Origin of the sequence: Variovorax davisae (genome assembly GCF_030316845.1) — a bacterium.
Classification (GTDB): domain Bacteria; phylum Pseudomonadota; class Gammaproteobacteria; order Burkholderiales; family Burkholderiaceae_C; genus Variovorax; species Variovorax davisae.
Genome location: NZ_JASZYS010000002.1, coordinates 39,212 through 60,382, shown reverse-complemented (window position 1 = coordinate 60,382; position 21,171 = coordinate 39,212). Strand labels below are relative to the sequence as shown.

The 21,171-nt window shown below is 69.7% G+C and carries 18 protein-coding genes; all 18 read right to left on the bottom strand.

Features of this window, described 5'->3' with window-relative positions; genetic code table 11:
• Positions 1-19 precede the first annotated feature (19 nt).
• The 18 genes from ftsA to dksA all read right to left on the bottom strand — a co-directional run bounded on the left by ftsA (position 20) and on the right by dksA (position 21,067).
• Entirely contained in the window at positions 20-1,249 is a 1,230-nt protein-coding gene (gene ftsA, locus QTI33_RS04565; protein ID WP_286368870.1) for a cell division protein FtsA, read from the bottom strand.
• A gap of 22 nt (positions 1,250-1,271) precedes the next feature.
• The gene (locus QTI33_RS04560) at positions 1,272-2,054 is read right to left on the bottom strand and encodes a cell division protein FtsQ/DivIB (RefSeq protein ID WP_286504597.1); all 783 of its coding nucleotides are present in this window, start codon (positions 2,052-2,054) and stop codon (positions 1,272-1,274) included.
• Positions 2,054-3,037 carry a D-alanine--D-alanine ligase gene (locus tag QTI33_RS04555; RefSeq protein ID WP_286504596.1) on the bottom strand — a complete coding sequence of 328 codons (984 nt, stop codon included), beginning with the start codon at positions 3,035-3,037 and terminating at the stop codon, positions 2,054-2,056. The genes QTI33_RS04560 and QTI33_RS04555 overlap by 1 nt, the downstream gene beginning before the upstream one ends.
• Positions 3,034-4,485, bottom strand: coding sequence for a UDP-N-acetylmuramate--L-alanine ligase (gene murC / locus QTI33_RS04550; RefSeq protein ID WP_286504595.1), 1,452 nt, complete (start codon positions 4,483-4,485; stop codon positions 3,034-3,036). Before murC ends, QTI33_RS04555 begins: the two co-directional genes overlap by 4 nt.
• Before the next feature lie 154 nt (positions 4,486-4,639).
• Positions 4,640-5,701 carry an undecaprenyldiphospho-muramoylpentapeptide beta-N-acetylglucosaminyltransferase gene (murG, locus tag QTI33_RS04545; protein WP_286504594.1) on the bottom strand — a complete coding sequence of 354 codons (1,062 nt, stop codon included), beginning with the start codon at positions 5,699-5,701 and terminating at the stop codon, positions 4,640-4,642.
• 76 nt (positions 5,702-5,777) lie between these two features.
• A complete protein-coding gene (gene ftsW / locus QTI33_RS04540; RefSeq protein WP_286504593.1) occupies positions 5,778-7,070 on the bottom strand; it encodes a putative lipid II flippase FtsW in 1,293 nt (430 codons plus the stop codon).
• The gene (gene murD, locus QTI33_RS04535) at positions 7,067-8,779 is read right to left on the bottom strand and encodes a UDP-N-acetylmuramoyl-L-alanine--D-glutamate ligase (protein WP_286504592.1); all 1,713 of its coding nucleotides are present in this window, start codon (positions 8,777-8,779) and stop codon (positions 7,067-7,069) included. The genes ftsW and murD overlap by 4 nt, the downstream gene beginning before the upstream one ends.
• Before the next feature lie 4 nt (positions 8,780-8,783).
• Positions 8,784-9,962 (bottom strand): phospho-N-acetylmuramoyl-pentapeptide-transferase, encoded by a 1,179-nt coding sequence (gene mraY, locus QTI33_RS04530; RefSeq protein ID WP_286504590.1) that lies wholly within the window; start codon positions 9,960-9,962, stop codon positions 8,784-8,786.
• A 54-nt stretch (positions 9,963-10,016) separates the two neighbouring features.
• Positions 10,017-11,474, bottom strand: a complete 1,458-nt coding sequence (locus QTI33_RS04525) for a UDP-N-acetylmuramoyl-tripeptide--D-alanyl-D-alanine ligase (protein ID WP_286504589.1) — start codon at positions 11,472-11,474, stop codon at positions 10,017-10,019.
• Entirely contained in the window at positions 11,471-12,979 is a 1,509-nt protein-coding gene (locus QTI33_RS04520; RefSeq protein WP_286504588.1) for a UDP-N-acetylmuramoyl-L-alanyl-D-glutamate--2,6-diaminopimelate ligase, read from the bottom strand. Before QTI33_RS04520 ends, QTI33_RS04525 begins: the two co-directional genes overlap by 4 nt.
• A complete protein-coding gene (locus QTI33_RS04515) occupies positions 12,979-14,727 on the bottom strand; it encodes a peptidoglycan D,D-transpeptidase FtsI family protein (protein WP_286504587.1) in 1,749 nt (582 codons plus the stop codon). The genes QTI33_RS04520 and QTI33_RS04515 overlap by 1 nt, the downstream gene beginning before the upstream one ends.
• Complete coding sequence (gene ftsL, locus QTI33_RS04510; protein WP_286504586.1) at positions 14,727-15,068, bottom strand: cell division protein FtsL; 342 nt, start codon at positions 15,066-15,068, stop codon at positions 14,727-14,729. The genes QTI33_RS04515 and ftsL overlap by 1 nt, the downstream gene beginning before the upstream one ends.
• 1 nt (position 15,069) lies before the next feature.
• A complete protein-coding gene (gene rsmH / locus QTI33_RS04505) occupies positions 15,070-15,996 on the bottom strand; it encodes a 16S rRNA (cytosine(1402)-N(4))-methyltransferase RsmH (RefSeq protein WP_286504585.1) in 927 nt (308 codons plus the stop codon).
• Between the two features lie 8 nt (positions 15,997-16,004).
• Positions 16,005-16,433 (bottom strand): division/cell wall cluster transcriptional repressor MraZ, encoded by a 429-nt coding sequence (mraZ, locus tag QTI33_RS04500; RefSeq protein ID WP_286505128.1) that lies wholly within the window; start codon positions 16,431-16,433, stop codon positions 16,005-16,007.
• Between the two features lie 261 nt (positions 16,434-16,694).
• Complete coding sequence (hslU, locus tag QTI33_RS04495) at positions 16,695-18,017, bottom strand: ATP-dependent protease ATPase subunit HslU (protein ID WP_286504584.1); 1,323 nt, start codon at positions 18,015-18,017, stop codon at positions 16,695-16,697.
• Positions 18,018-18,034: 17 nt separating this feature from the next.
• A complete protein-coding gene (gene hslV, locus QTI33_RS04490) occupies positions 18,035-18,583 on the bottom strand; it encodes an ATP-dependent protease subunit HslV (RefSeq protein WP_286504583.1) in 549 nt (182 codons plus the stop codon).
• 53 nt (positions 18,584-18,636) lie between these two features.
• Entirely contained in the window at positions 18,637-20,205 is a 1,569-nt protein-coding gene (locus QTI33_RS04485) for an STAS domain-containing protein (protein ID WP_286504582.1), read from the bottom strand.
• A gap of 31 nt (positions 20,206-20,236) precedes the next feature.
• Positions 20,237-21,067 (bottom strand): RNA polymerase-binding protein DksA, encoded by an 831-nt coding sequence (gene dksA / locus QTI33_RS04480; protein WP_286505127.1) that lies wholly within the window; start codon positions 21,065-21,067, stop codon positions 20,237-20,239.
• Positions 21,068-21,171: the final 104 nt, after the last annotated feature.

Sequence of the window (21,171 nt, the reverse complement as noted above, 5' to 3'; positions counted from 1 at the left end):
GAGACAGTGGGGGTTCATGTCAGAAGTTCCCCACGATGAAGTCCTTGAAGCGCCCGAACGCGGTCTTCACCGAGCCGTTCTTCTGCGCCACCTTGAAGCCGCGCAGGCGTGCATAGCGCGCTTCTTCGAGCAGGCCCATGACGGTGGCGGCGCGCGGCTGCGCGACCATGTCCGACAGCGCGCTCGAATATTTCGGAATGCCGCGCCGCACCGGCTTCAGGAAGATGTCTTCGCCGAGTTCGACCATGCCCGGCATCACGGCGCTGCCGCCGGTCAGCACCACGCCGGACGACAGCACTTCCTCGTAGCCCGACTCGCGCACCACCTGCTGCACCAGCGAGAAGATCTCCTCGATGCGCGGCTCGATCACGCCGGCCAGCGCCTGCTTGCTCAGCATGCGGGGGCCCCGGTCGCCCAGGCCCGGCACCTCGACCTGGGTGTCGGGGTCGGCCAGCAGCTGCTTGGCGTAGCCGTTCTCGACCTTGATGTCCTCGGCGTCCTTGGTCGGCGTGCGCAGCGCCATCGCGATGTCGCTGGTGATCAGGTCGCCGGCGATCGGGATCACGGCCGTGTGGCGGATCGCGCCGTTGGTGAAGATCGCGACGTCGGTGGTGCCGGCGCCGATGTCGACCAGCACCACGCCGAGCTCGCGCTCGTCCTCGGTCAGCACCGCCAGGCTGGAGGCCAGCGGGTTCAGCATCAGCTGGTCGACCTCGAGGCCGCAGCGGCGCACGCACTTGATGATGTTCTCGGCCGCGCTCTGGGCGCCGGTGACGATGTGCACCTTGGCCTCGAGCCGCATGCCGCTCATGCCGATCGGCTCCTTCACGTCCTGGCCGTCGATCACGAACTCCTGCGGCTCGACCAGCAAGAGGCGCTGGTCGCTCGAGATGTTGATCGCGCGCGCGGTCTCGACCACGCGGGCGACGTCGGCCGGCGTGACTTCCTTGTCCTTCACCGCCACCATGCCGCTCGAATTGATGCCGCGGATGTGGCTGCCGGTGATCCCGGTATAGACCCGGCTGATCTTGCAGTCGGCCATCAGCTCGGCCTCCTTGAGCGCCTGCTGGATGCTCTGCACGGTGGCGTCGATGTTGACGACCACGCCGCGCTTGAGCCCGTTGCTCGGCGCGATGCCGAGCCCGGCCAGCTTGAGCTCGCCGTTGGGCAGCACCTCGGCCACCACCGCCATCACCTTGGCGGTGCCGATGTCGAGGCCGACGACGAGATCTTTGTACTCTTTGGACATGTGCTTCCTCTGTTCGCTCTCTCTATTTTTTCTTCGGGTCGGCAACGACCGTCGTCACGCCACGCAGCCGCAGCGCGTAGCCCTCGTTGTGTCGCAGGTCGGCGCCCTCGACCGCCGCCACCGTGCGCCCGTACTGGCCCGCCACCGGCGTCACCGTGCGCAGGAAGCGCTGCGTGCGCACCACCACCTCTTCGCCCTGGCCGCGCCCGAGCTCGAGCACGGCGCCGGTGTCGAGCTGCGCCCGCCAGCTGCCGCGACCACTGAGCGTGAGCTCGTCGATCGCGAGGTCGTAGGGCTGGAACAGCGGCGCCAGCACGCGGTACATGCCCAGCACCTGGCCGGCCTGCTCGGACGGGCCGTCCAGCCGCGGCAGGTTGTCGTCGACTTCGGCCACGTTGGCTTCGAACACCTCGCCGAAGCCGTTGATCAGCTTCGAGCCGGCCTCGTCGCCCCAGTGCGCCACCGGCACGTGCTCGATCAGCGTCGCGCGCAGCTTGTTCGGGAACTCGCGCCGCACCACCGCCTTGCGCACCCATGGCACCGACTCGAAGGCGGCGCGTGCGCGCGCCAGGTCGACCGTGAAGAAATTGCCCGCCAGCTGCGGCGCCACGTTGGCGCGCAGGGTGACTGCGTTGTTGTGCGTGACCTCGCCGTCGACCTTGATGCCGGCCAGCGGGAAGAAGGGTTGGCGCAGCACCCACCAGCCGCCCGCCGCCAGCAGCATGAGCGCGAACAGCGCGAACACGAGGGTCGCGAGCACGTTCATGAGCTTGACGTCGAAGGGGACGGAGATGCTGTCGGCCATCAGTTCGCCTCGCTGCCGATCGGCGTTCCGAAATCGAGCGTGGCCGTCGCCAGCACGCGCAGGCAGAGGTCCTCGTAGGCGATGCCGGCGGCCCGCGCCGACATCGGCACCAGCGAGTGGCTGGTCATGCCGGGCGAGGTGTTCATCTCGAGCAGGAAGGGCTTGCGGTCGCTGGCCCGGATCATCAGGTCGGCGCGGCCCCAGCCGCGGCAGCCGAGCTGGTGGTAGGCGGCCAGCGCGATGCGCCGGATCTCGTGCTCTTCGGCGTCGGGCAGCCCGCTCGGGCAGTGGTACTTGACGTCATCGGTGAAGTATTTGTTCTGGTAGTCGTAGGCACCTTCGGGCGCGGCGATGCGCACCACCGGCAGCGCCACGGCGTCGAGGCCGCTGCCGAGCAGCGCGCAGGTGACTTCCTGGCCCTCGATGAACTCCTCGCACAGCACGTCGGCGTCATAGCGCACCGCCAGCGCCACCGCATCCTGCATCTGCGAGTAGCCCTCGACCTTGGTGACGCCGATCGAGGAACCCTCGCGCGGCGGCTTCACGATCAGCGGCAGGCCCAGCACGTCGGGCACGGCGTTGATCTGCTCGCGGCTCTGCTGGTCGAAGGCCAGGCGCACGTAGCGCGGCGTCGGCAGGCCGTCGGCCTGCCAGATGCGCTTGGTCATGACCTTGTCCATGGCCACGCTCGAGGCCATGACGCCGGAGCCGGTGTAGGGAATGCCGAGCAGCTCGAGGGCGCCCTGCACGGTGCCGTCTTCGCCGTGGCGTCCGTGCAGCGCGACGAAGCAGCGGGCGAAGCCCTCGCGCTTGAGATCGGCCAGCTCGCGCTCGGCCGGATCGAAGGCATGCGCATCGACCCCGCGCGAACGCAGCGCCTCCAGCACGCCGGTGCCCGACATGACGGAAATCTCGCGCTCGGCCGAGCTGCCGCCGAACAGCACCGCCACCTTGCCCAGGGCCTGGGGTTCCACGACGCTCACAGCGCCCTCCCTTCGCGCGTGAAGCGCTCCGACTGTTGCGGCGCCTGGGCGCCGATCTCGACCACCTTGGCCGGCACGGCGCCGATCGAGCCGGCCCCCATGCAGATCAGGACGTCGCCCTCGCGCGCGTTGTCCAGGATCGCCTGCGGCATGGCCGCGATCTCGTCGACGAACACCGGCTCGACCTTGCCGGCGACCCGCAGCGCGCGCGCCAGCGAGCGGCCGTCGGCGGCCACGATCGGCGCCTCGCCGGCGGCGTAGACCTCGCCCAGCAGCACCGCGTCGGCCTGGCCGATGACCTTGACGAAGTCCTCGAAGCAGTCCCGCGTGCGCGTGAAGCGGTGCGGCTGGAAGGCCAGCACCAGCCGCCGGCCCGGGAAGGCGCCGCGCGCCGCTGCGATGGTGGCCGCCATTTCGACCGGGTGGTGGCCGTAGTCGTCGATCAGCGTGAATTGGCCCTGACGGCCGCCGGGCAGCGGCACCTCGCCATAGCGCTGGAAGCGCCGGCCCACGCCCTTGAAGTCGGCCAGGCCGCGCTGCACCGCCTCGTCGGGCACGCTGAGCTCGACCGCCACCGCGATCACCGCCAGCGCGTTGCGCACGTTGTGCTCGCCCGGCAGGTTCAGCACGATGTCGAGGTCGGGCAGCGTGACGCCGTTGCGGCGCTGGGCCGTGAAGTGCATCTGCGAGCCGACCGCGCGGACGTTGACCGCGCGCACCTGGGCTTCCTCGCCGAAGCCATAGCTGGTCACCGGGCAGGACACCTGGGTCACGACCTCGCGCACCGCCGCATCGTCGGTGCACAGGATCGCGACGCCGTAGAAGGGCATCCGGTGCAGGAAGTCGACGAAGGCCTTCTTGAGCTTCGCGAAGTCGTGCCCGTAGGTCTCCATGTGGTCGGCGTCGATGTTCGTGACCACCGCCATCACCGGCAGCAGGTTCAGGAACGAGGCGTCGGACTCGTCGGCCTCGACCACGATGTAGTCGCCGCTGCCGAGCTGCGCATTGGCGCCGGCGCTGTTGAGCCGGCCGCCGATCACGAAGGTCGGGTCGAACCCGGCCGCCGCCAGCACGCTCGCCACCAGGCTGGTGGTGGTGGTCTTGCCGTGGGTGCCGGCGATCGCGATGCCCTGCTTGAGGCGCATCAGCTCGGCCAGCATCATGGCGCGCGGCACCACCGGGATGCGCTTCTCGCGCGCCGCCACCACCTCGGGGTTGTCGGCGTTGACCGCGGTCGAGGTCACGACCGCGTCGGCGCCCGCGATATGGGCCGCGTCATGGCCGACGAAGGTCGCGATGCCGAGGCTGGCCAGGCGCTTGAGGGTGGCGCTGTCGGCCAGGTCGGAGCCCGAGATCTTGTAGCCCAGGTTGAGCAGCACTTCGGCGATGCCGCTCATGCCCGAGCCGCCGACGCCGACGAAATGGATGTGTCGAATGGCATGCTTCATACGCGACCTCCATGGATCGACGCTTGCCACACAGCGGCAAGCGCAGCGAAGCCCGTTCGGGAGATGCCGCGGAACCGGCTTTGCCGGGCCGCTGGCGTCGCCCCCTCGAGGGGGGACGCGGCTACACGCAGTGAGCAAGCGACGAGGGTGGGCATCACTTCGCAAGCTCCTCGCAAGCGCGGACGACATGGTCGACCGCTTCGGTTTTCTGCATCGTCTTGGCCTTCACGGCGCGTTCGAGGAGCGCAGCGCGCCCGGTGTTCTGTAGCAATTCGGCCAGCAATTCGGGTGTCAGTTCGGTTTGTTGAACGAGCCAGCCACCGCCGGCGTCGACAAGGAAGCGGGCATTGGTGGTCTGGTGGTCGTCCACGGCGGAAGGAAAAGGCACGAACAGCGCTGCTGCGCCGACGGCCGCGATTTCGGTGACGGTGCTGGCACCGGCACGGGCGACGACCAGGTCGGCGTCGGCATAGGCCTGCGCCGTGTCGTCGATGAAGGGCGTGAGTTCGCCGTCGACACCGGCGGCGGCGTAGTTGGCGCGCAGCTCGTCGATCTGCTTGGCGCCGCTCTGGTGCGTGACCTGTGGCCGCTCGGCCGCTGCGATCAGGGCCAGCGCCTTCGGCACCACGGCGTTGAGCGCCCGGGCGCCGAGGCTGCCGCCGACCACCAGCAGCTTGAGCGGACCGCTGCGGCCGGCAAAGCGGGTCGCCGGGTCGCCTTGCGACAGGAAGGCGGCGCGCAGCGGATTGCCGACCCACTGCGCCTTTTTGATGACGTTCGGGAATGCGGTGAAGACGCGGTCGGCCACGCTCGCGAGCACCTTGTTGGCCAGGCCCGCGACCGAGTTCTGCTCGTGCAGCACCAGCGGCTTGCCGAGCAGTACGCTCATCATGCCGCCCGGAAACGTGATGTAGCCGCCCAGGCCGACGACGACGTCGGGCTTGACCCGGCGCACGACCGAGAGGCTCTGCAGGAAGGCGCGCAGCAGCCGCATCGGCAGCAGCGCCAGCGTCAGCGGTCCCTTGCCGCGCACGCCGCCGAACTGCACCGGCTCGAAGGCGAAGCCGCGCGGCGGCACCAGCTTCTCTTCCATGCTGCCGGGCGCGCCGAGCCAGTGCACCCGCCAGCCGCGCTCGCGCAGGGCCTCGGCCACGGCCAGGCCCGGGAAGATGTGGCCTCCCGTGCCGCCCGCCATGACCAATGCCGTCCTGCTCATACGCGGCCTCCGCGCATCAGCGGCGCAGTCGCGCCGCAGCGCTTCGCGTTGACCCCGTTTTGGCGAAACCGCATCCTCATACGCGGCCTCCGCGCATGAGGACGCGGTTTTCATAGTCAATGCGCAGCACCACCGCCAGCGCCACCACGTTCATCAGGATGGCCGAGCCGCCGAAGCTCATCAGCGGCAGGGTCAGGCCCTTGGTCGGCAGCGCGCCGAGGTTCACGCCCATGTTGATGAAGGTCTGGAAGCCGATCCAGATGCCGATGCCCTGCGCCACCAGCCCGGAGAACACGCGGTCGAGCGCGATCGCCTGGCGGCCGATGTGCATGATGCGGCGCGTCAGCCAGAGGAACAGCGCAATCGCCAGCAGCACGCCGACCAGGCCGAACTCCTCGCCGATCACGGCCAGCAGGAAGTCGGTGTGGGCCTCGGGCAGCCAGTGCAGCTTCTCGACGCTGCCGCCGAGGCCGACGCCGAAGACTTCGCCGCGGCCGATCGCGATCAGCGAGTGCGACAGCTGGTAGCCCTTGCCGAGCGCGTGCTCCTCGCTCCACGGGTCGAGGTAGGCGAAGATCCGCTCGCGCCGCCAGGGGCTGGTCGCCACGATGGTGCTGAAGGCCACCACGACCAGTGCCGCGATGACGAAGAACATGCGCGCATTGACGCCGCCCAGGAACAGGATGCCCATGGCGATCACGGCGATCACCATGAAGGCGCCCATGTCGGGCTCGGCCATCACCAGCATGCCGACCACCACCACCGCGATGCCCATCGGCAGCACGGCGCGGAAGAAGCGCTCCTTGATCTCCATCTTGCGCACCATGTAGCTGGCCGCATAGAGCACCATCGCCAGCTTGGCCAGCTCCGAGGGCTGGAAGCGCATGAAGCCCAGCGGCAGCCAGCGGCGCGCGCCGTTGACGTTGATGCCGACGTGCGGCACCAGCACCGCCACCAGCAGCAGCAGCGAGGCGACGAAGAGCCAGGGCGCGGCGCGCTCCCAGGTCTTCATCGGCACCTGGAAGGCCAGCAGGCCGGCGATCGCGGCGATCACCAGCGAGGCGGCGTGGCGCGTGAGGAAGAAGGTCGAGCTGTAGCCGGCGCGGGCGAAGCGCGGGCTGTCGGACAGCGCGATCGAGGCCGAATAGACCATCACCAGGCCCCAGGCCAGCAGCGCCACCGTGACCCAGACCAGGGCCTGGTCGAAGCCGAGCACACGCACCGGCGCCGCCTTGGTCTGCGTCATGCCGGCGTTGCCGAGCCGCACCGGCAGGTGCATGGGCAGGGCATCGATGCCGCTCTTGGCGCGGCTGAACCAGCCGCTGAAGCGGCCGGTCTTGTTGGGCGTAGCGGCGGTCGCGCTGCTCATGGCGCCTCCTGCGCGGGGGTCGACGGCAGGTCGGCCAGCGCCTCGACGGCTTCGCAGAACACCGTGGCCCGGTGCGCGTAGTCGCGGAACATGTCGAAGCTGGCGCAGGCCGGCGACAGCAGCACGGCATCGCCCGGGTGCGCGCGGCCGGCCGCCAAGGTCACGGCCTCGGCCAGCGAGGCGGCGCCCAGCAGCGGGATGCCGGTGGCCGCCAGCGCGGCCTCGATCAACGGCGCGTCGCGGCCGATCAGGACCACGGCGCGGGCGTACTGGGCCACCGGCGCGGCCAGTGGCGTGAAGTCCTGGCCCTTGCCCTCGCCGCCGAGGATCACCACCAGCCGGCGCTCCTCGCCGAGGCCCACCAGCGCGGCGGCGGTGGCGCCGACATTGGTGCCCTTGCTGTCGTCGAAGTACTCGACGTCGCCGACGATCGCCACCGGCTCGACCCGGTGCGGCTCGCCGCGGTATTCGCGCAGGCCGTAGAGCATCGGCGCCAGCTGGCAGCCGGCTGCGGTGGCCAGCGCCAATGCAGCCAGCGCGTTGAGCGTGTTGTGGCCGCCGCGGATGCGCAGCGCGTTGGCGGGCATCAGGCGCTGGAAGAAGATTTCTTCGTCCTCCGCGGCGGCGCCGCGCTTGCGCTTCTGCGTCTCATCGGCTTCGAGTGCGCGCACCAGCCAGCCCATGCCGTTCAGGCGCTCGATGCCGTAGTCCCCCGGCCGCAGCGGCATCGCCGCGCCGAAGGTGATGACGCTGCGCGCCACCTGGCCCCGGGCCAGCTTGACCGGCGCGGGGCGCATGGCCATGACGGCAGCATCCTCGCGGTTGAGCACCATCACGCCCTTGCGGCCGAAGACGCGTGCCTTGGCCGCGGCGTAGGCGGCCATGTCGCCATGCCAGTCGAGATGGTCCTGCGACAGGTTCAGCACGGTGGCGGCAGTCGGCTCGAAGTCTTGCACGCCGTCGAGCTGGAAGCTCGACAGCTCGAGCACCCAGACCTCGGGCAGGTCGTCGGCGTCCATCCGGGCCGCCAGCGTGTCGAGCAGGGTCGGGCCGATGTTGCCGGCCACGGCGACACGCTTGCCGGCGCGCTCGACCAACTGGCCGGTGAGCGCGGTCACGGTGGTCTTGCCGTTGGTGCCGGTGATGGCCAGCACCGCGGGCGTGTAGCCCTTGGGCGCCGGCGGCACGACCACCGGCTCGGCCAGCGGCGTGAACGAATCGTCGTCGTCGTCGGGCAGCACGGGGGCGGGTTCGGCCGCATCGGCCGCATCGGCCGACTCGGGCTCGGCGCTGTCGGGCACGGGCTCCGTGGGCACGGCCGGTTCCGGCGCCACGACCGCTTCGATCGCCGGCACTTCTTCGACGATGCGCAGGTCCGCCAGCGCGCGCGCGAACAGGTCCAGCTCGCCGCCCACCGGCAGGCCCATCGCCCGGGCCGCATCGACCACCGGCGCCACCGAGGCCGGCGACAGCCCCGGCGAGCGGTACACCGCGCGCACCGGTGTGCCTTCGACCAGCGCGGCCGACAGGGGTCCGCCGACGAAGACGACGCCGGGCAGCTCGGCGCGCAGGGCCGCCAACTGCGGCGGCGCTTCGCGGGTGTCGGCGACCGTGAGCACGGCGCCATGGCGCGCGCACCAGCGCGCCATCGCCAGGCCGGACGCACCGAGGCCGAGGACGAGGACGTGGAGGTCTTTCAGGTGGCGCATGGTGTCAACGCAGCTTCAGGCTGGACAGGCCGACCAGGCACAGCAGCATCGTGATGATCCAGAACCGGACCACGACCTGCGTCTCGCGCCAGCCGCTCTTCTCGAAGTGATGGTGCAGCGGCGCCATCTTGAGCACCCGCCGGCCCTCGCCGAAGCGCTTCTTGGTGTACTTGAAGTACGCGACCTGGGCCATCACCGAGATCGCCTCGACCACGAAGATGCCGCCCATCACGAAGAAAACGATCTCCTGGCGCACGATCACGGCGATGGTGCCGAGCGCGCCACCGAGCGCCAGCGCGCCGACGTCGCCCATGAAGACCTGCGCCGGATGGGTGTTGAACCAGAGGAAGGCCAGGCCGGCGCCGGCCATGGCCGAGCAGAAGACCAGCAGCTCGCCGGAGCCCGGGATGTGCGGGAACAGCAGGTAGCGCGAATAGACCGCGCTGCCCGTGACATAGGCGAACACGCCGAGCGCCGAGCCGACCATGACGACCGGCATGATCGCCAGACCGTCGAGGCCGTCGGTGAGGTTCACCGCGTTGCTGGCGCCGACGATCACCAGGTAGGTCAGGATCACGAAGCCGATGCCGCCGAGCGGATAGCTGACTTCCTTGAAGAAGGGCACCAGCAGGTTGATCTTGGGCGGGAAGTCGAGGTCGAAGCCCGAGCGCACCCAGGCGTAGAACAGTTCGAGCACGCGCCAGTTGGAACTCTCGGAGATGCTGAACAGCAGGTAGAAGGCCGCCACCAGTCCGACCACCGACTGCCAGAAGTACTTCTCGCGCGAACGCATGCCCTCGGGGTCCTTGCGCACCACCTTGCGCCAGTCGTCGACCCAGCCGATGGCGCCGAAGCCCAGCGTGACCCACAGCACGATCCAGACGAAGCGGTTCGAGAGGTCGAACCAGAGCAGGGTCGAGAAGGCGATCGAGAACAGCACCAGCACGCCGCCCATGGTCGGCGTGCCGCTCTTGGTCAGGTGCGTCTCCATGCCGTAGCTGCGCACCTGCTGGCCGATCTTGAGCGCCGTCAGGCGCCGGATCACGAAGGGGCCGGCGGCCAGGCCGAGCAGCAGCGCAGTCAACGAGGCCATGAGGGCGCGGAACGTCAGGTACTGGAACACCCGCAGGAAACCGAAATCCGGCGACAGGCTTTGCAGCCACAGGGCGAGGCTCAGCAGCATGGGCGGAACCTCGGCGCGAACGGGGGCATGGGCGAACGGGCCTCGATGCGCGACTCAAGCGCCATGACCGGCCTCCTTGTCTTGTTGTTGTTGTTGCGATTCGGCCCAGCCGGCGGCGGCCTGGACCACGCGCTCCATCTGCATGAAGCGCGAGCCCTTGACCAGCATGCTGCCGGCCAGCGGCAGCTGCGCCCGCACGGCGGCGTTGAGCGAATCGATGTCGTCGAAATGGCGGCCCGCGGCCGCACCGCCCTGGAAGGCCGCGATGCTGTGCGCCGACTCGCGGCCGATCGCGTACACCGCGTCGATGCCGCGCTCGCGCGCCCGCTGGCCGACCTCGGCATGGAACTGCGGCCCCTGGTCTCCGACCTCGCCCATGTCGCCGATCACCAGCAGGCGCGGGCCCGGCAGCGCGGCCAGCACGTCGATCGCGGCCAGCATCGAATCGGGATTGGCGTTGTAGGTGTCGTCGACCAGCGTGATCGCCCGTCCGTCGGCCAGCCGCAGCGCGATCGCCCGGGAGCGGCCCTTGACCGGCTCGAAGGCGGACAGCCCTTCGGCGATCCGGTCGAGCGAGACGCCGCTGGCGAGCGCGCAGGCGATGGCCGCCAGCGCATTGATGACGTTGTGGCGCCCGGCGATGCCGAGCCCGAAGCGCAGCTCGCCCAGCGGCGTGCGGGCCTCGACCCGCCAGGCCCCATCGGCCCAGTCGGCGGACACCAGGGCGATGTCGGCATCGGCCTGGTCGCCGAAGCTCAGGCAGCGGCGCGACGCCCCGCGATGGGCGATCTCGCGCCACAGCGGCGCGAAATCGTCCGCATGCGGGAACACGGCCGTGCCTTGCGGCGGCAGGGCCTCGAAGACCGCGCCGTTCTCGCGCGCCACCGCCTCCACCGTGGCCATGAACTCCTGGTGCTCGCGCTGGGCGTTGTTGACCAGCGCGATGGTCGGCCGCGCGATCCGCGCCAGCCGCGCGATCTCGCCCGGATGGTTCATGCCCAGCTCGACCACCGAGCGCTGGTGGCGCGCACGCAGCCGCAGCAGGGTCAGCGGCACGCCGATCTCGTTGTTGAAATTGCCGGCCGTGGCCAGCGCGCCCTCGCCGCAGGCCGCGCGCAGGATCGACGCGATCATCTGCGTCACGGTGGTCTTGCCGTTGCTGCCGGTGACGGCGATCAGCGGCAGCTCGAACTGGGAGCGCCAGCCCGCCGCCAGGGCGCCGAGCGCGGCCAGGCTGTCGGGCACTTCGAGGCCCGCCAGGCCGGCGGCCTCGAGGCCGCCATGGGCGATCGCGGCCACGGCGCCGCGCGCCCGGGCATCGCCCAGGAACTGGTTGGCGTCGAAGCGCTCGCCCTTCAGCGCGACGAACAGGTCGCCGGCCGCGAGGCTGCGGGTGTCGGTGTGGACGCGCAGGATCGGCGTCGCCGGATCGCCGACCAGCCGGGCGCCCGGAATCCAGGCCAGGGCCTGGCCGAGCGTCATCATGGGGGTCGCAGCCTGCGCGACGGTCATGCGCCGCTCCTTGCCGTGAGCGCATCGAGCGCATGCGCGCGGTCCGAGAACGCGATCCGCTCGCCGGCGATTTCCTGCCAGGCCTCGTGGCCGCGGCCCGCGAGCAGCACCACGTCTTCCGGCCGCGCCTGGGCCAGCGTCTCGGCGATCGCCCGGGCCCGGTCGGGCTCGACCTGCGCCGCTTCGGGCCGCGCCAGCCCGAGCAGGATCTGGCTGATGATGGCCGACGGCTTCTCGCTGCGCGGGTTGTCGCTGGTGACGACCACGCGGTCGGCCTGCGTCTCGGCCACGGCGGCCATCATCGGCCGCTTGGCGCTGTCGCGGTCGCCGCCGCAGCCGAACAGGCACCACAGCGCGCCGCCGCGCTGGCGTGCCAACGGGCGCAGGCCGGCCAGCGCCTTGTCGAGCGCATCGGGCGTGTGGGCATAGTCGACCACCGCCAGCGGCCGGCCGGGCAGGCTCAGGCGCTCCATGCGGCCCGGCACGCTGTCGAGCCCGGTGCAGGCCCGCACCGCCGCTTCGAGCGGCAGGCCGAGCGCACGCAAGGCGCCGATCACGCCGAGCAGGTTGGCGACGTTGTACTGGCCGATCAGCGAGGTGGCCAGGCGCTGGGCCGGCGCGCCGTCCTCGACCACCGAGAAGGTCAGGCCTTCGGCGTCGTAGCCGATGTCCTGCGCCTTCAGCCGGGCCGGGGCGCCGGCGGCCGAGACGGTCCAGACGTCGAGCGCGCCGACGCCCTGCTCGACCAGGCCGGCCACCAGCGACGCGCCATGGAGGTCGTCGATGTTGACCACCGCGGCGCGCAGGCCGGGCCAGCGGAACAGCTCGGCCTTGGCCTGCCAGTAGGCCTCCATGCTGCCGTGGTAGTCCAGGTGGTCCTGGGTGAAATTGGTGAACACCGCCACCGTGATCCGGCTGCCGTCGAGCCGGCGCTCGGCGATGCCGATCGACGAAGCCTCGATCGCGCAGGCACCGAAGCCGCGCTCGACGAAGCCGCGCAGTTCGCGCTGCAGCATGACGGGGTCGGGCGTCGTCAGGCCGGTGTAGGTCAGATCGGGCGGCACGCCGATGCCCAATGTGCCGACCACGGCGCAGGGCGAGCCCACCGCATCGGCGGCTTCGGACGACAGCGCCTGCGCCAGCCACCAGGCGGTCGAGGTCTTGCCGTTGGTGCCCGTGACGGCGATCAGGTCCATGCTGGCCGAAGGGGTGTCGTAGTAGGCGGCCGCGATCGGGCCGGTCGCGGCCTTGAGGCCGGCGTAGGTGGCGATCGCCTCGCCCTCGAAGCCGAAGGCCGCGCTGCCCTCGTGCTCGACCAGGCAGGCCGAGGCGCCCTGGGCCAGCGCGCCGGCGACGAAGCGCCGGCCGTCGGTCGCCGCGCCGGGCCAGGCGATGAAGCCATCGCCGGCGCCGACCGCGCGGCTGTCGGCGTGCAGCGCGCCGCGCACGCGCGAACGCAGCCAGCGGGCGGCTTCGGCGGGGTTGTGCAGCGTCGTCACGCTCATCAGAAGCTCTCTTCCACACCCTTGGTCACGACCAGGGGTTTGACTGCCAGATCGGGCGCCACGTTCATCATGCGCAGGGTCTGCTGCACGACTTCGCTGAACACCGGCGCCGCCACCAGGCCGCCGAAGTACTGGCCGTTGCTGGGCTCGTCGATCATCACCGCGACGATGATGCGCGGCTTCTCGATCGGGGCCATGCCGGTGAACCACGAGCGGTACTGCTTGCTCGCGTAGCCGCGGCCGACCTGCTTGTGCGCGGTGCCGGACTTGCCGCCCACCGAATAGCCGACGGTCTGCGCCAGCGGCCCGGTGCCGCCCGGGCCGGCCGCCATCTGCAGCATCTTGCGCACCGCCAGCGCGTTCTGGGCCGAGAACACCTTGACGCCGACCGCCGGCTCGGTGCTCTTGAGGATGGTCGCCGGAATGACGTCGCCGTCGTGCGCGAACGCGGTGTACGAGTGCGCCATCTGGAACAGCGACGCCGACAGGCCGTAGCCGTAGGCCATCGTGGCCTGCTCGACCGGCTTCCACGACTTCCAGGGCCGCAGGCGGCCGGTGACGGCGCCCGGGAACTGGATCTGCGGCTTCTGGCCGTACCCGAGCGCGGTGTAGGTGTCCCACATCTCGCGCGGCGCCATTTTCTGGGCGATCTTGAGCGCGCCGATGTTGCTCGACTTCTGGATCACACCCTCGACCGTCAGCGAACCGTAGTTGTGGGTGTCGCTGATCGTGAAGCCGCCCAGGCTCATGCGCCCGGGCGCGGTGGAGATCACCGTCTGCGGCGTCACGCGGCCAGCCTCCAGCGCCATGCCGACCGTGATCGGCTTCATGGTCGAGCCGGGCTCGAAGGTGTCGGTCAGCGCCCGGTTGCGCAATTGTTCGCCGGTCAGGTTCTGGCGCCTGTCGGGCACGTAGCTCGGGTAGTTGGCCAGCGCCAGCACTTCGCCGGTGATGGCATCGAGCACCACCACGCTGCCGGCCTTGGCCTTGTGCATCGTCACGGCGTCGCGCAGCTTCTGGTAGGCGAAGAACTGCACCTTGCTGTCGACGCTGAGCTGGATGTCCTTGCCGTCCACCGGCGGCACCTGCTCGCCGACCCCCTCGACCACCCGCCCCAGGCGGTCCTTGATGACCCGGCGCGAGCCGGCCTTGCCGCCCAGGTCCTTGTTGAAGGCCAGCTCGATGCCTTCCTGGCCGTGGTCCTCGACATTGGTGAAGCCGACCACGTGCGCCGCCGACTCCCCCTCGGGGTACTGGCGCTTGTATTCCTTGCGCTGGTAGATGCCCTTGATGTTGAGCGCGGCGATCTGCTTGGCGATGGGCTCGTCGACCTGGCGCTTGACCCAGACGAAGGTCTTGTCCTCGTCCTCGAGCTTCTTGTCGAACTCCTTTTGCGGCATCTCGAGCAGCTTGGCCACCTGCCTGAGCTTGGCCTTGACCTCGGGGTCGTCGCGCTCGATGTCCTCGGGGATCGCCCAGATGCTCGGCGCCACCACGCTGGAGGCCAGCAGCAGGCCGTTGCGGTCGAGGATCCGGCCACGGTTGGCCGGCAGTTCCAGCGTGCGGGTGAAGCGGACCTCGCCCTGGCGCTGGAAGAAGGCGTTGTCGAGCACCTGCACGTAGGCGGCGCGGGCGGCCAGCAGCGCGAAGCCGCCGGCAATCGCGGCGACGATGAACTTGCTGCGCCAGACCGGCGTCTTGCTCGCCAGCAGCGGGCTGGTGGTGTACTGGACGCTGCGGCGTGGCATCAGTGCGCTCCCTTCGACGGTGCGGCGCGGCCCGCCGGCGCGGCGGGCGCGGGCGCCACCACGGCCGGGATCACGCTGCCGTCGGCGCGCACGTACTGCGTGATGGCCGGCGTCGTGGTCCGCATCTTGAGCTGCTCCTTGGCCAGCTTCTCGACCCGCAGCGGCGTGGCCTGGGCCCGCTTCTCGACCTGCAGCCGGTCACGGTCGAGTTCCAGCCTGCGGGCCTCGAGCTCGATGCGGTGCAGCTCGGTGAAGAGCTGGCGCGACATGTACTGGGTATGGACGAGGTACATCGCCGAGCCCAGCACGGCGATCAGCAGCAGCAGGTTGAGGCGGGCCATGTCAGAGCCCCTCGCTCGTACGTTGGGCGATGCGCAGGATGGCGCTGCGCGAGCGCGGATTGCCCTCGACCTCGGCCTTCGAAGGCTTGACCCGCGCCAGGGCCTTCAGCTTCATCGCCTTCGGCGCCGCGAAGGGCGCACGGCGGTCGTAGACCTCCTTCGAATGCTGGGCGATGAACTGCTTCACGATCCGGTCTTCCAGCGAATGGAAGCTGATCACGGCAAGCCGCCCCCCGGGCTGCAGCACGGCCAGGCTCGCCTCTAGCGCCTGTTGCAGCTCTTCAAGCTCGGCGTTGATGAAAATCCGAAGAGCCTGAAATGTGCGCGTTGCAGGGTTCTGGCCCGGCTCGCGGGTTTTGACCGCGCCAGCCACGAGCTCGGCCAGCTCGGCGGTGGTTGAAACTGGGCCCCGTTCTTGTCGGCGAGCAACAATCGCCTTTGCAATCTGAACAGCAAACCGTTCTTCGCCATAGTCACGAATCACCTCCGCAATCTGTTGCTGCTCGGCTGTCGCGAGCCATTCGGACACGCTCTCGCCGCGCGTGGTGTCCATGCGCATGTCGAGCGGTCCGTCGAAACGAAAAGAAAAACCCCGTGCGGGGTTGTCGATCTGGGGAGAGCTGACACCGAGGTCCATCAGCAGGCCTGCCACGCTGGCGCGCGGCAGTTCGCCCAGGTCCCTGAAGCCCTGGTGGCGGATGGAAAAACGCGCATCCTCGATGCGCGCTGCTTCGGCCACCGCTTCCGCGTCCTTGTCGAACGCGATCAGCCGGCCCGAAGGCCCCAGCCTCGCGAGGATCGCGCGGGCGTGGCCGCCGCGTCCGAAGGTGGCGTCCACGTAGGTGCCCGCGCCCTCCGAGGTCTCGGGGAAAAGTGCATCCACCGCTTCCTTCAACAAGACGGTGGTGTGGGTCCACGGCTGTTCCACTGCGCGCCTCAGAACGAGAAGTCCTGGAAAACGTCCGGCATCTGGCCCTGGGTGGCCTCGGCCTCCTTGGCATCGTAGGTCGCCTTGTCCCAGAGTTCGAAGTGGTTGCCCATGCCGAGCAGCAGGGCATCGCGCGAGATGCCGGCAGCGGCGCGCAGCTCGGGCGAGACCAGCACGCGGCCGGTGCCGTCCATGTCGACGTCCATCGCGTTGCCGAGGAAGACCCGCTTCCACCACTGCGCCGACATCGGCAGCGCGGCGATGCGCTCGCGGAACTTCTCCCACTCCGGGCGCGGGAACAGCATCAGGCAGCCGTGCGGATGCTTGGTGAAGGTGAGCTGGCCGCCGGCGGTCGCGCTCAGGACGTCACGATGCCGGGTCGGCACGGAGAGCCGCCCCTTGGCATCCAGACTGAGCGATGAAGCGCCTTGAAACACGACCACGAGACCCCGGTGGTGAGAATGGCCGCGAGGCCCGAATCAGGCCTCGCTCGACACTTTTTCCCACTTAACTGCACTTTTTTCCACTGTAGCAGGAAACGCCTACTGCGCAACCGGGGGTCGGGGGTATTTTTTGTAATGGAATCAACGACTTAGCGGTGTTTTCGCACCAACGAAAACACCGAATTCCGTTGCAAATGAAGCACTTAGCTCACGCACTGAATGTGTTGCGTGAAGCCCAGGCCGGGTGAGCGCCCGCTACAGGATGAAGCGAGAGAGGTCCTCGTCGTGACTTAGTGCCTGGAGGCGCTCGTCGACATAGGCGGCGTCGATGCGCACCGCCTGCCCATCCAGCTTGGCGGCATCGAAGCTGACTTCGTCGAGCAGGCGCTCCATCACGGTCGACAGGCGGCGGGCGCCGATGTTTTCGGTCCGCTCGTTGACCTCGAAGGCGATGCTCGCGAGCCGCGTGATGCCCTCGGCCGTGAACTCGAGCGTGACGCCCTCGGTCGCCAGCAGGGCCTGGTACTGCTTGACCAGCGAGGCCTGGGTCTGGGTCAGGATGCTCTCGAAGTCGGCCACCGACAGCGACTGCAGCTCGACCCGGATCGGGAAGCGCCCCTGCAGCTCGGGGATCAGGTCGCTCGGCTTGCTCAGGTGGAAAGCGCCGCTGGCGATGAACAGGATGTGGTCGGTGCGCACCACGCCGTACTTGGTGCTCACCGCCGTGCCCTCGACCAGCGGCAGCAGGTCGCGCTGCACGCCCTGGCGCGAGACATCGGCGCCCTGCGCCTCGCTGCGGGTCGCCACCTTGTCGATCTCGTCGATGAAGACGATGCCGTTCTGCTCGGCGTTGTGGATCGCCTGGCTGCGGATCTCGTCCTCGTTGACCAGCTTGGCGGCCTCCTCGTCGATCAGCAGCCGCATCGCCTCGGCGATCTTGAGCTTGCGGGTCTTGCGCTTGGCCTGCCCCAGCTGGCCGAACATGCCGCGCAGCTGCTCGGTCATTTCCTCCATGCCGGCCGGCCCCATGATCTCGAGCGGCTGGCGGGTCTCGGCCAGGTCGATCTCGATCTCCTTGTCGTCGAGCGCGCGCTCGCGCAGCTTCTTGCGGAAGGCCTGGCGGGTCGGGCTGGCGCCATCGCTGGCCGCGCCGTCGGGCAGCCGCGCCGGCGGCAGCAGCACGTCGAGGATGCGCTCCTCGGCCGCATCCTCGGCCCGCATGCGGACCTTGGCGCTCTCGGCTTCGCGGGTCTGCTTGATCGCGATCTCGGCCAGGTCGCGGATGATCGAATCGACGTCCTTGCCGACGTAGCCGACCTCGGTGAATTTGGTGGCTTCGACCTTGATGAAGGGCGCGTCGGCCAGCCGCGCCAGACGGCGCGCGATCTCGGTCTTGCCGACCCCGGTGGGGCCGATCATGAGGATGTTCTTGGGCGTGATCTCGGCGCGCAGCTTCTCCTCGACCTGCTGGCGGCGCCAGCGGTTGCGCAGCGCGATCGCGACCGCGCGCTTGGCCTGGGGCTGCCCGACGATGTGGTGGTCGAGCTCGGAGACGATTTCCTGGGGGGTCATGGACATGGAGGGGCTCGCGATTCTCAGAGGGTCTCGACCGTGTGGTGCATGTTCGTGTAAATGCAGAGTTCGCCGGCGATCTCCAGCGATTTCTTCACGATTTGCTCGGCGGGTAGATCGGAGTTGTCGAGCAGCGCCTTGGCCGCGGCCTGCGCGTAGGCGCCGCCGGATCCGATCGCGATGATGCCGTTCTCGGGCTCCAGCACGTCGCCGTTGCCGGTGATGATCAGCGAGGTGGTGGCGTCGGCCACCGCCAGCATGGCCTCCAAGCGGCGCAGCACGCGGTCGGTGCGCCAGTCCTTGGTCAGCTCGATGGCGGCGCGCGCCAGGTGCCCCTGGTGCTTCTCGAGCTTGGCCTCGAAGCGCTCGAACAAGGTGAAGGCATCGGCGGTGGCGCCGGCGAATCCGGCCAGCACCTTGCCGTGGTAGAGCCGGCGCACCTTGCGCGCCGTGCCCTTGATGACGATGTTGCCCAGCGTGACCTGGCCGTCGCCGCCGATGGCGACCTGGTCGGCGGCCCCGGCGAGCTTGCGGCGGACGCTGACGATGGTGGTTCCGTGAAATTGTTCCATCGAAGCAATTTCAGGGCGAAAGGCCCGATCTCAACCCCCGGCAGGCGCGCCGATCAGTCTTTTCTGAGGGCGACCGAGGCGTGGTCGGCGATGCCGATGACGTCGAAAAAGGCCGCGGCCAGGCGGTGGACATCGGTGAATTGCACGCTGCGGCCGCTGCCGTGATGGTCGCTGACCCAGTTGAGCAGGGTGCCGGCGGCGGCGAAATCGATCCGCACCAGCGCGGCGCAGGACACCACCGGCGACGCCGCGTCGCCCAGCTCGGCATCGAGGCGCTGCCAGGTCGAGAGCGACTCCCCGATCAGGTCGCCCACCAGCTGACTGTGGCCAGGCTCCGGCGCGGCGGACTTCGGCGCCTCGTCGGCACCGAAGGAGAAGGCCCGCACGGGCGGCGTCGCCGCCGGCGCGGCGTCCAGCGACGCGAAGTCGCCCTTGGGGTCTTCCCAGGGCGGCGGCGAGACTTCGTAGGTGATGCAGTAGTTGAGCGCCAGCAGTTCGAACTCGTCGCCGCGGTGCATCACCCGCAGGGCCGCCATGTGGAGCTGCCACCACACGGCATCGACGCCGCGGTCGTTGGCCGGCGTGGCTTCGGCGAGCACCAGCAGCAGCCGGTCGCCGCCGCGGAAGCGCAACTGCACGGTGGAATCGGCCCAATGGGTGAGCAAGGCCCGCAGCGGCCCGGCCGCATCGGGCTCGATGGCGTCCAGCGCGCTCCAGTCGAGCCGCCAGGACGGGCCGGCGGCGGCCAGGGCCCGCGTCAGGCCGATCAGGCCTTCGCGCGCGAGCCGCGGCGGGCTGGCCCAATCGGCGTCGCTCGCCGGCGCCGCTGCCGCCACGGGCTGGCCCGGGGTCGCCGCGCGGGCCGCGTTGGCCAGGGCACGGAACGAGATCCACTCGGGCGCGGCCTGCTTCATGCGCTGGGCATAGCGGGTGCTGGCGGCCACGAACTTCTCGGCGTCGCCGGTGGCGCGGTAGAGATCGAGCAGGGTGCGCCAGGTGTCGTCGTGGGCGCCGGTCGGGCTGTCGGGTGCCAGCGCCTGCAGCAGGATCGCCTCGGCGCCGGCGTCGTCGCCGTGGGCATAGCGGATCGCGGCCTCCTCGATGCTGCCGTCATGGGCAGGCAGCTGGACCTGCAGGCCCTGGACCCCGCCCTGCGGCACCCCGGGCACCGTGTCGGCATAGGCGCGCGCATGCTGTTCGGCCATGTGCGGCGGGCCATCGGCCGGCGCGCCTTCGGCGGCGGGCGCCGCGGCGCGGGGGTCGCGGCCCTTCCACCACTGCTGGGACATCTGCTCTTCGATCTCGTCGATCTTCTTGAGCGTGAGCGCCCGGCCATCGGACTTGTCGTTGGTGCTGCTGACGTTGAACGACGACGGCGTGGCCGCCGGATCCCGCCCGCCCGCCGCCTCGCGCTGGCGCAGCTTGCGCAGCATGTCGAACTCGCGGCGGCGCACGAAGTCGTTGCGCTGCCGCCGCTCGATCATTTCCTTGAGCATTTCGCGGCTGTAGCCGTTTTCGAGCGTCGACGACTCGTCGGCGTCGAGCTCGGACCAATCCTTGAGGGGATTGCGAACGAACTTCGCCACCTTCGACAGCAAGCGACCGGTTTCTTCCTTGGCCATGCGCAGCGTCTCCGTCCGGCTCCCTCGGTGATCAGTCGCCGAACATTTTCTGCTTCAGTTCGCGCCGCTGCTGTGCCTCGAGCGACAGCGTGGCGGTCGGGCGGGCCAGCAGGCGGCCGACGCCGATCGGCTCGCCGGTCTCGTCGCAGTAGCCGTAGTCGCCGGCGTCGATGCGCTGGATCGACTGCTCGATCTTCTTGAGCAGCTTGCGTTCACGGTCGCGGGTGCGCAGCTCGAGCGCATGCTCTTCCTCGATGGTGGCGCGGTCGGCCGGGTCGGGCACGACCACCGTGTCCTCGCGCAGGTGCTCGGTGGTCTCGCCGGCGTTCTCGAGGATGCCGCGCTTGAGTTCCTGCAGCTTCAGGCGGAAGAACGCCATCTGCTTCTCGTTCATGTACTCGTTGTCGGGCATCGCGATGACTTCGGCATCGCTCAGCTCCTCGGCCGACTTGGTCTTCCAGTTGTTGACCAGCTTCGGGTCTTTCTTGACCGCGATCGGCGGCGGCGGCACCAGCGCGTTGGAGCTGATCTGCACGAAGCTGGACTTGGCCGCGGTGGAAGCCACCGATTGCGGCATGGAAGGGACCGTCAGCTGCGACAGCCGCGACACACGGCCGCCGCGTGCGGGAGCGGGGGCGGCAGTCGTTGCGGGTGTCGCCGGGGCGGAAGTGGAAGAGGCGGCAGCCGTTTTTTTCATGGGACTCGATGGTGCAGGTGGCACGGCGTGGGCGCCGGCCGGTTTGGATGAGGGGGCGCCCGCGGCGGCCGCCGGCGCCTTGCTCTTGGCAGCGGGCTTGGGCGGCGCAGCAGCGGGTTTGGCGGAAACCTTCTTCGCCGCCGGTACCGCCTGCTTGGCAACCACCGTCTTCTTGACGGCCGGCTTCGACGCGGGCTTGGCAGTTGCGGCGGGTTTCTTCACGGTGACTGGCTCCTTCGGTGGACTCGGACGCGCATTCAGATCATGGG

Excerpts from the sequence above, each read along its gene's own strand:
- ftsA (WP_286368870.1), bottom strand. The coding sequence starts at position 1,249 with ATGTCCAAAGAGTACAAAGATCTCGTCGTCGGCCTCGACATCGGCACC.
- QTI33_RS04560 (WP_286504597.1), bottom strand. The coding sequence starts at position 2,054 with ATGGCCGACAGCATCTCCGTCCCCTTCGACGTCAAGCTCATGAACGTG.
- murC (WP_286504595.1), bottom strand. The coding sequence starts at position 4,485 with ATGAAGCATGCCATTCGACACATCCATTTCGTCGGCGTCGGCGGCTCG.
- murG (WP_286504594.1), bottom strand. The coding sequence starts at position 5,701 with ATGAGCAGGACGGCATTGGTCATGGCGGGCGGCACGGGAGGCCACATC.
- ftsW (WP_286504593.1), bottom strand. The coding sequence starts at position 7,070 with ATGAGCAGCGCGACCGCCGCTACGCCCAACAAGACCGGCCGCTTCAGC.
- murD (WP_286504592.1), bottom strand. The coding sequence starts at position 8,779 with ATGCGCCACCTGAAAGACCTCCACGTCCTCGTCCTCGGCCTCGGTGCG.
- mraY (WP_286504590.1), bottom strand. The coding sequence starts at position 9,962 with ATGCTGCTGAGCCTCGCCCTGTGGCTGCAAAGCCTGTCGCCGGATTTC.
- QTI33_RS04525 (WP_286504589.1), bottom strand. The coding sequence starts at position 11,474 with ATGACCGTCGCGCAGGCTGCGACCCCCATGATGACGCTCGGCCAGGCC.
- QTI33_RS04520 (WP_286504588.1), bottom strand. The coding sequence starts at position 12,979 with ATGAGCGTGACGACGCTGCACAACCCCGCCGAAGCCGCCCGCTGGCTG.
- QTI33_RS04515 (WP_286504587.1), bottom strand. The coding sequence starts at position 14,727 with ATGCCACGCCGCAGCGTCCAGTACACCACCAGCCCGCTGCTGGCGAGC.
- ftsL (WP_286504586.1), bottom strand. The coding sequence starts at position 15,068 with ATGGCCCGCCTCAACCTGCTGCTGCTGATCGCCGTGCTGGGCTCGGCG.
- hslU (WP_286504584.1), bottom strand. The coding sequence starts at position 18,017 with ATGTCCATGACCCCCCAGGAAATCGTCTCCGAGCTCGACCACCACATC.
- hslV (WP_286504583.1), bottom strand. The coding sequence starts at position 18,583 with ATGGAACAATTTCACGGAACCACCATCGTCAGCGTCCGCCGCAAGCTC.
- QTI33_RS04485 (WP_286504582.1), bottom strand. The coding sequence starts at position 20,205 with ATGGCCAAGGAAGAAACCGGTCGCTTGCTGTCGAAGGTGGCGAAGTTC.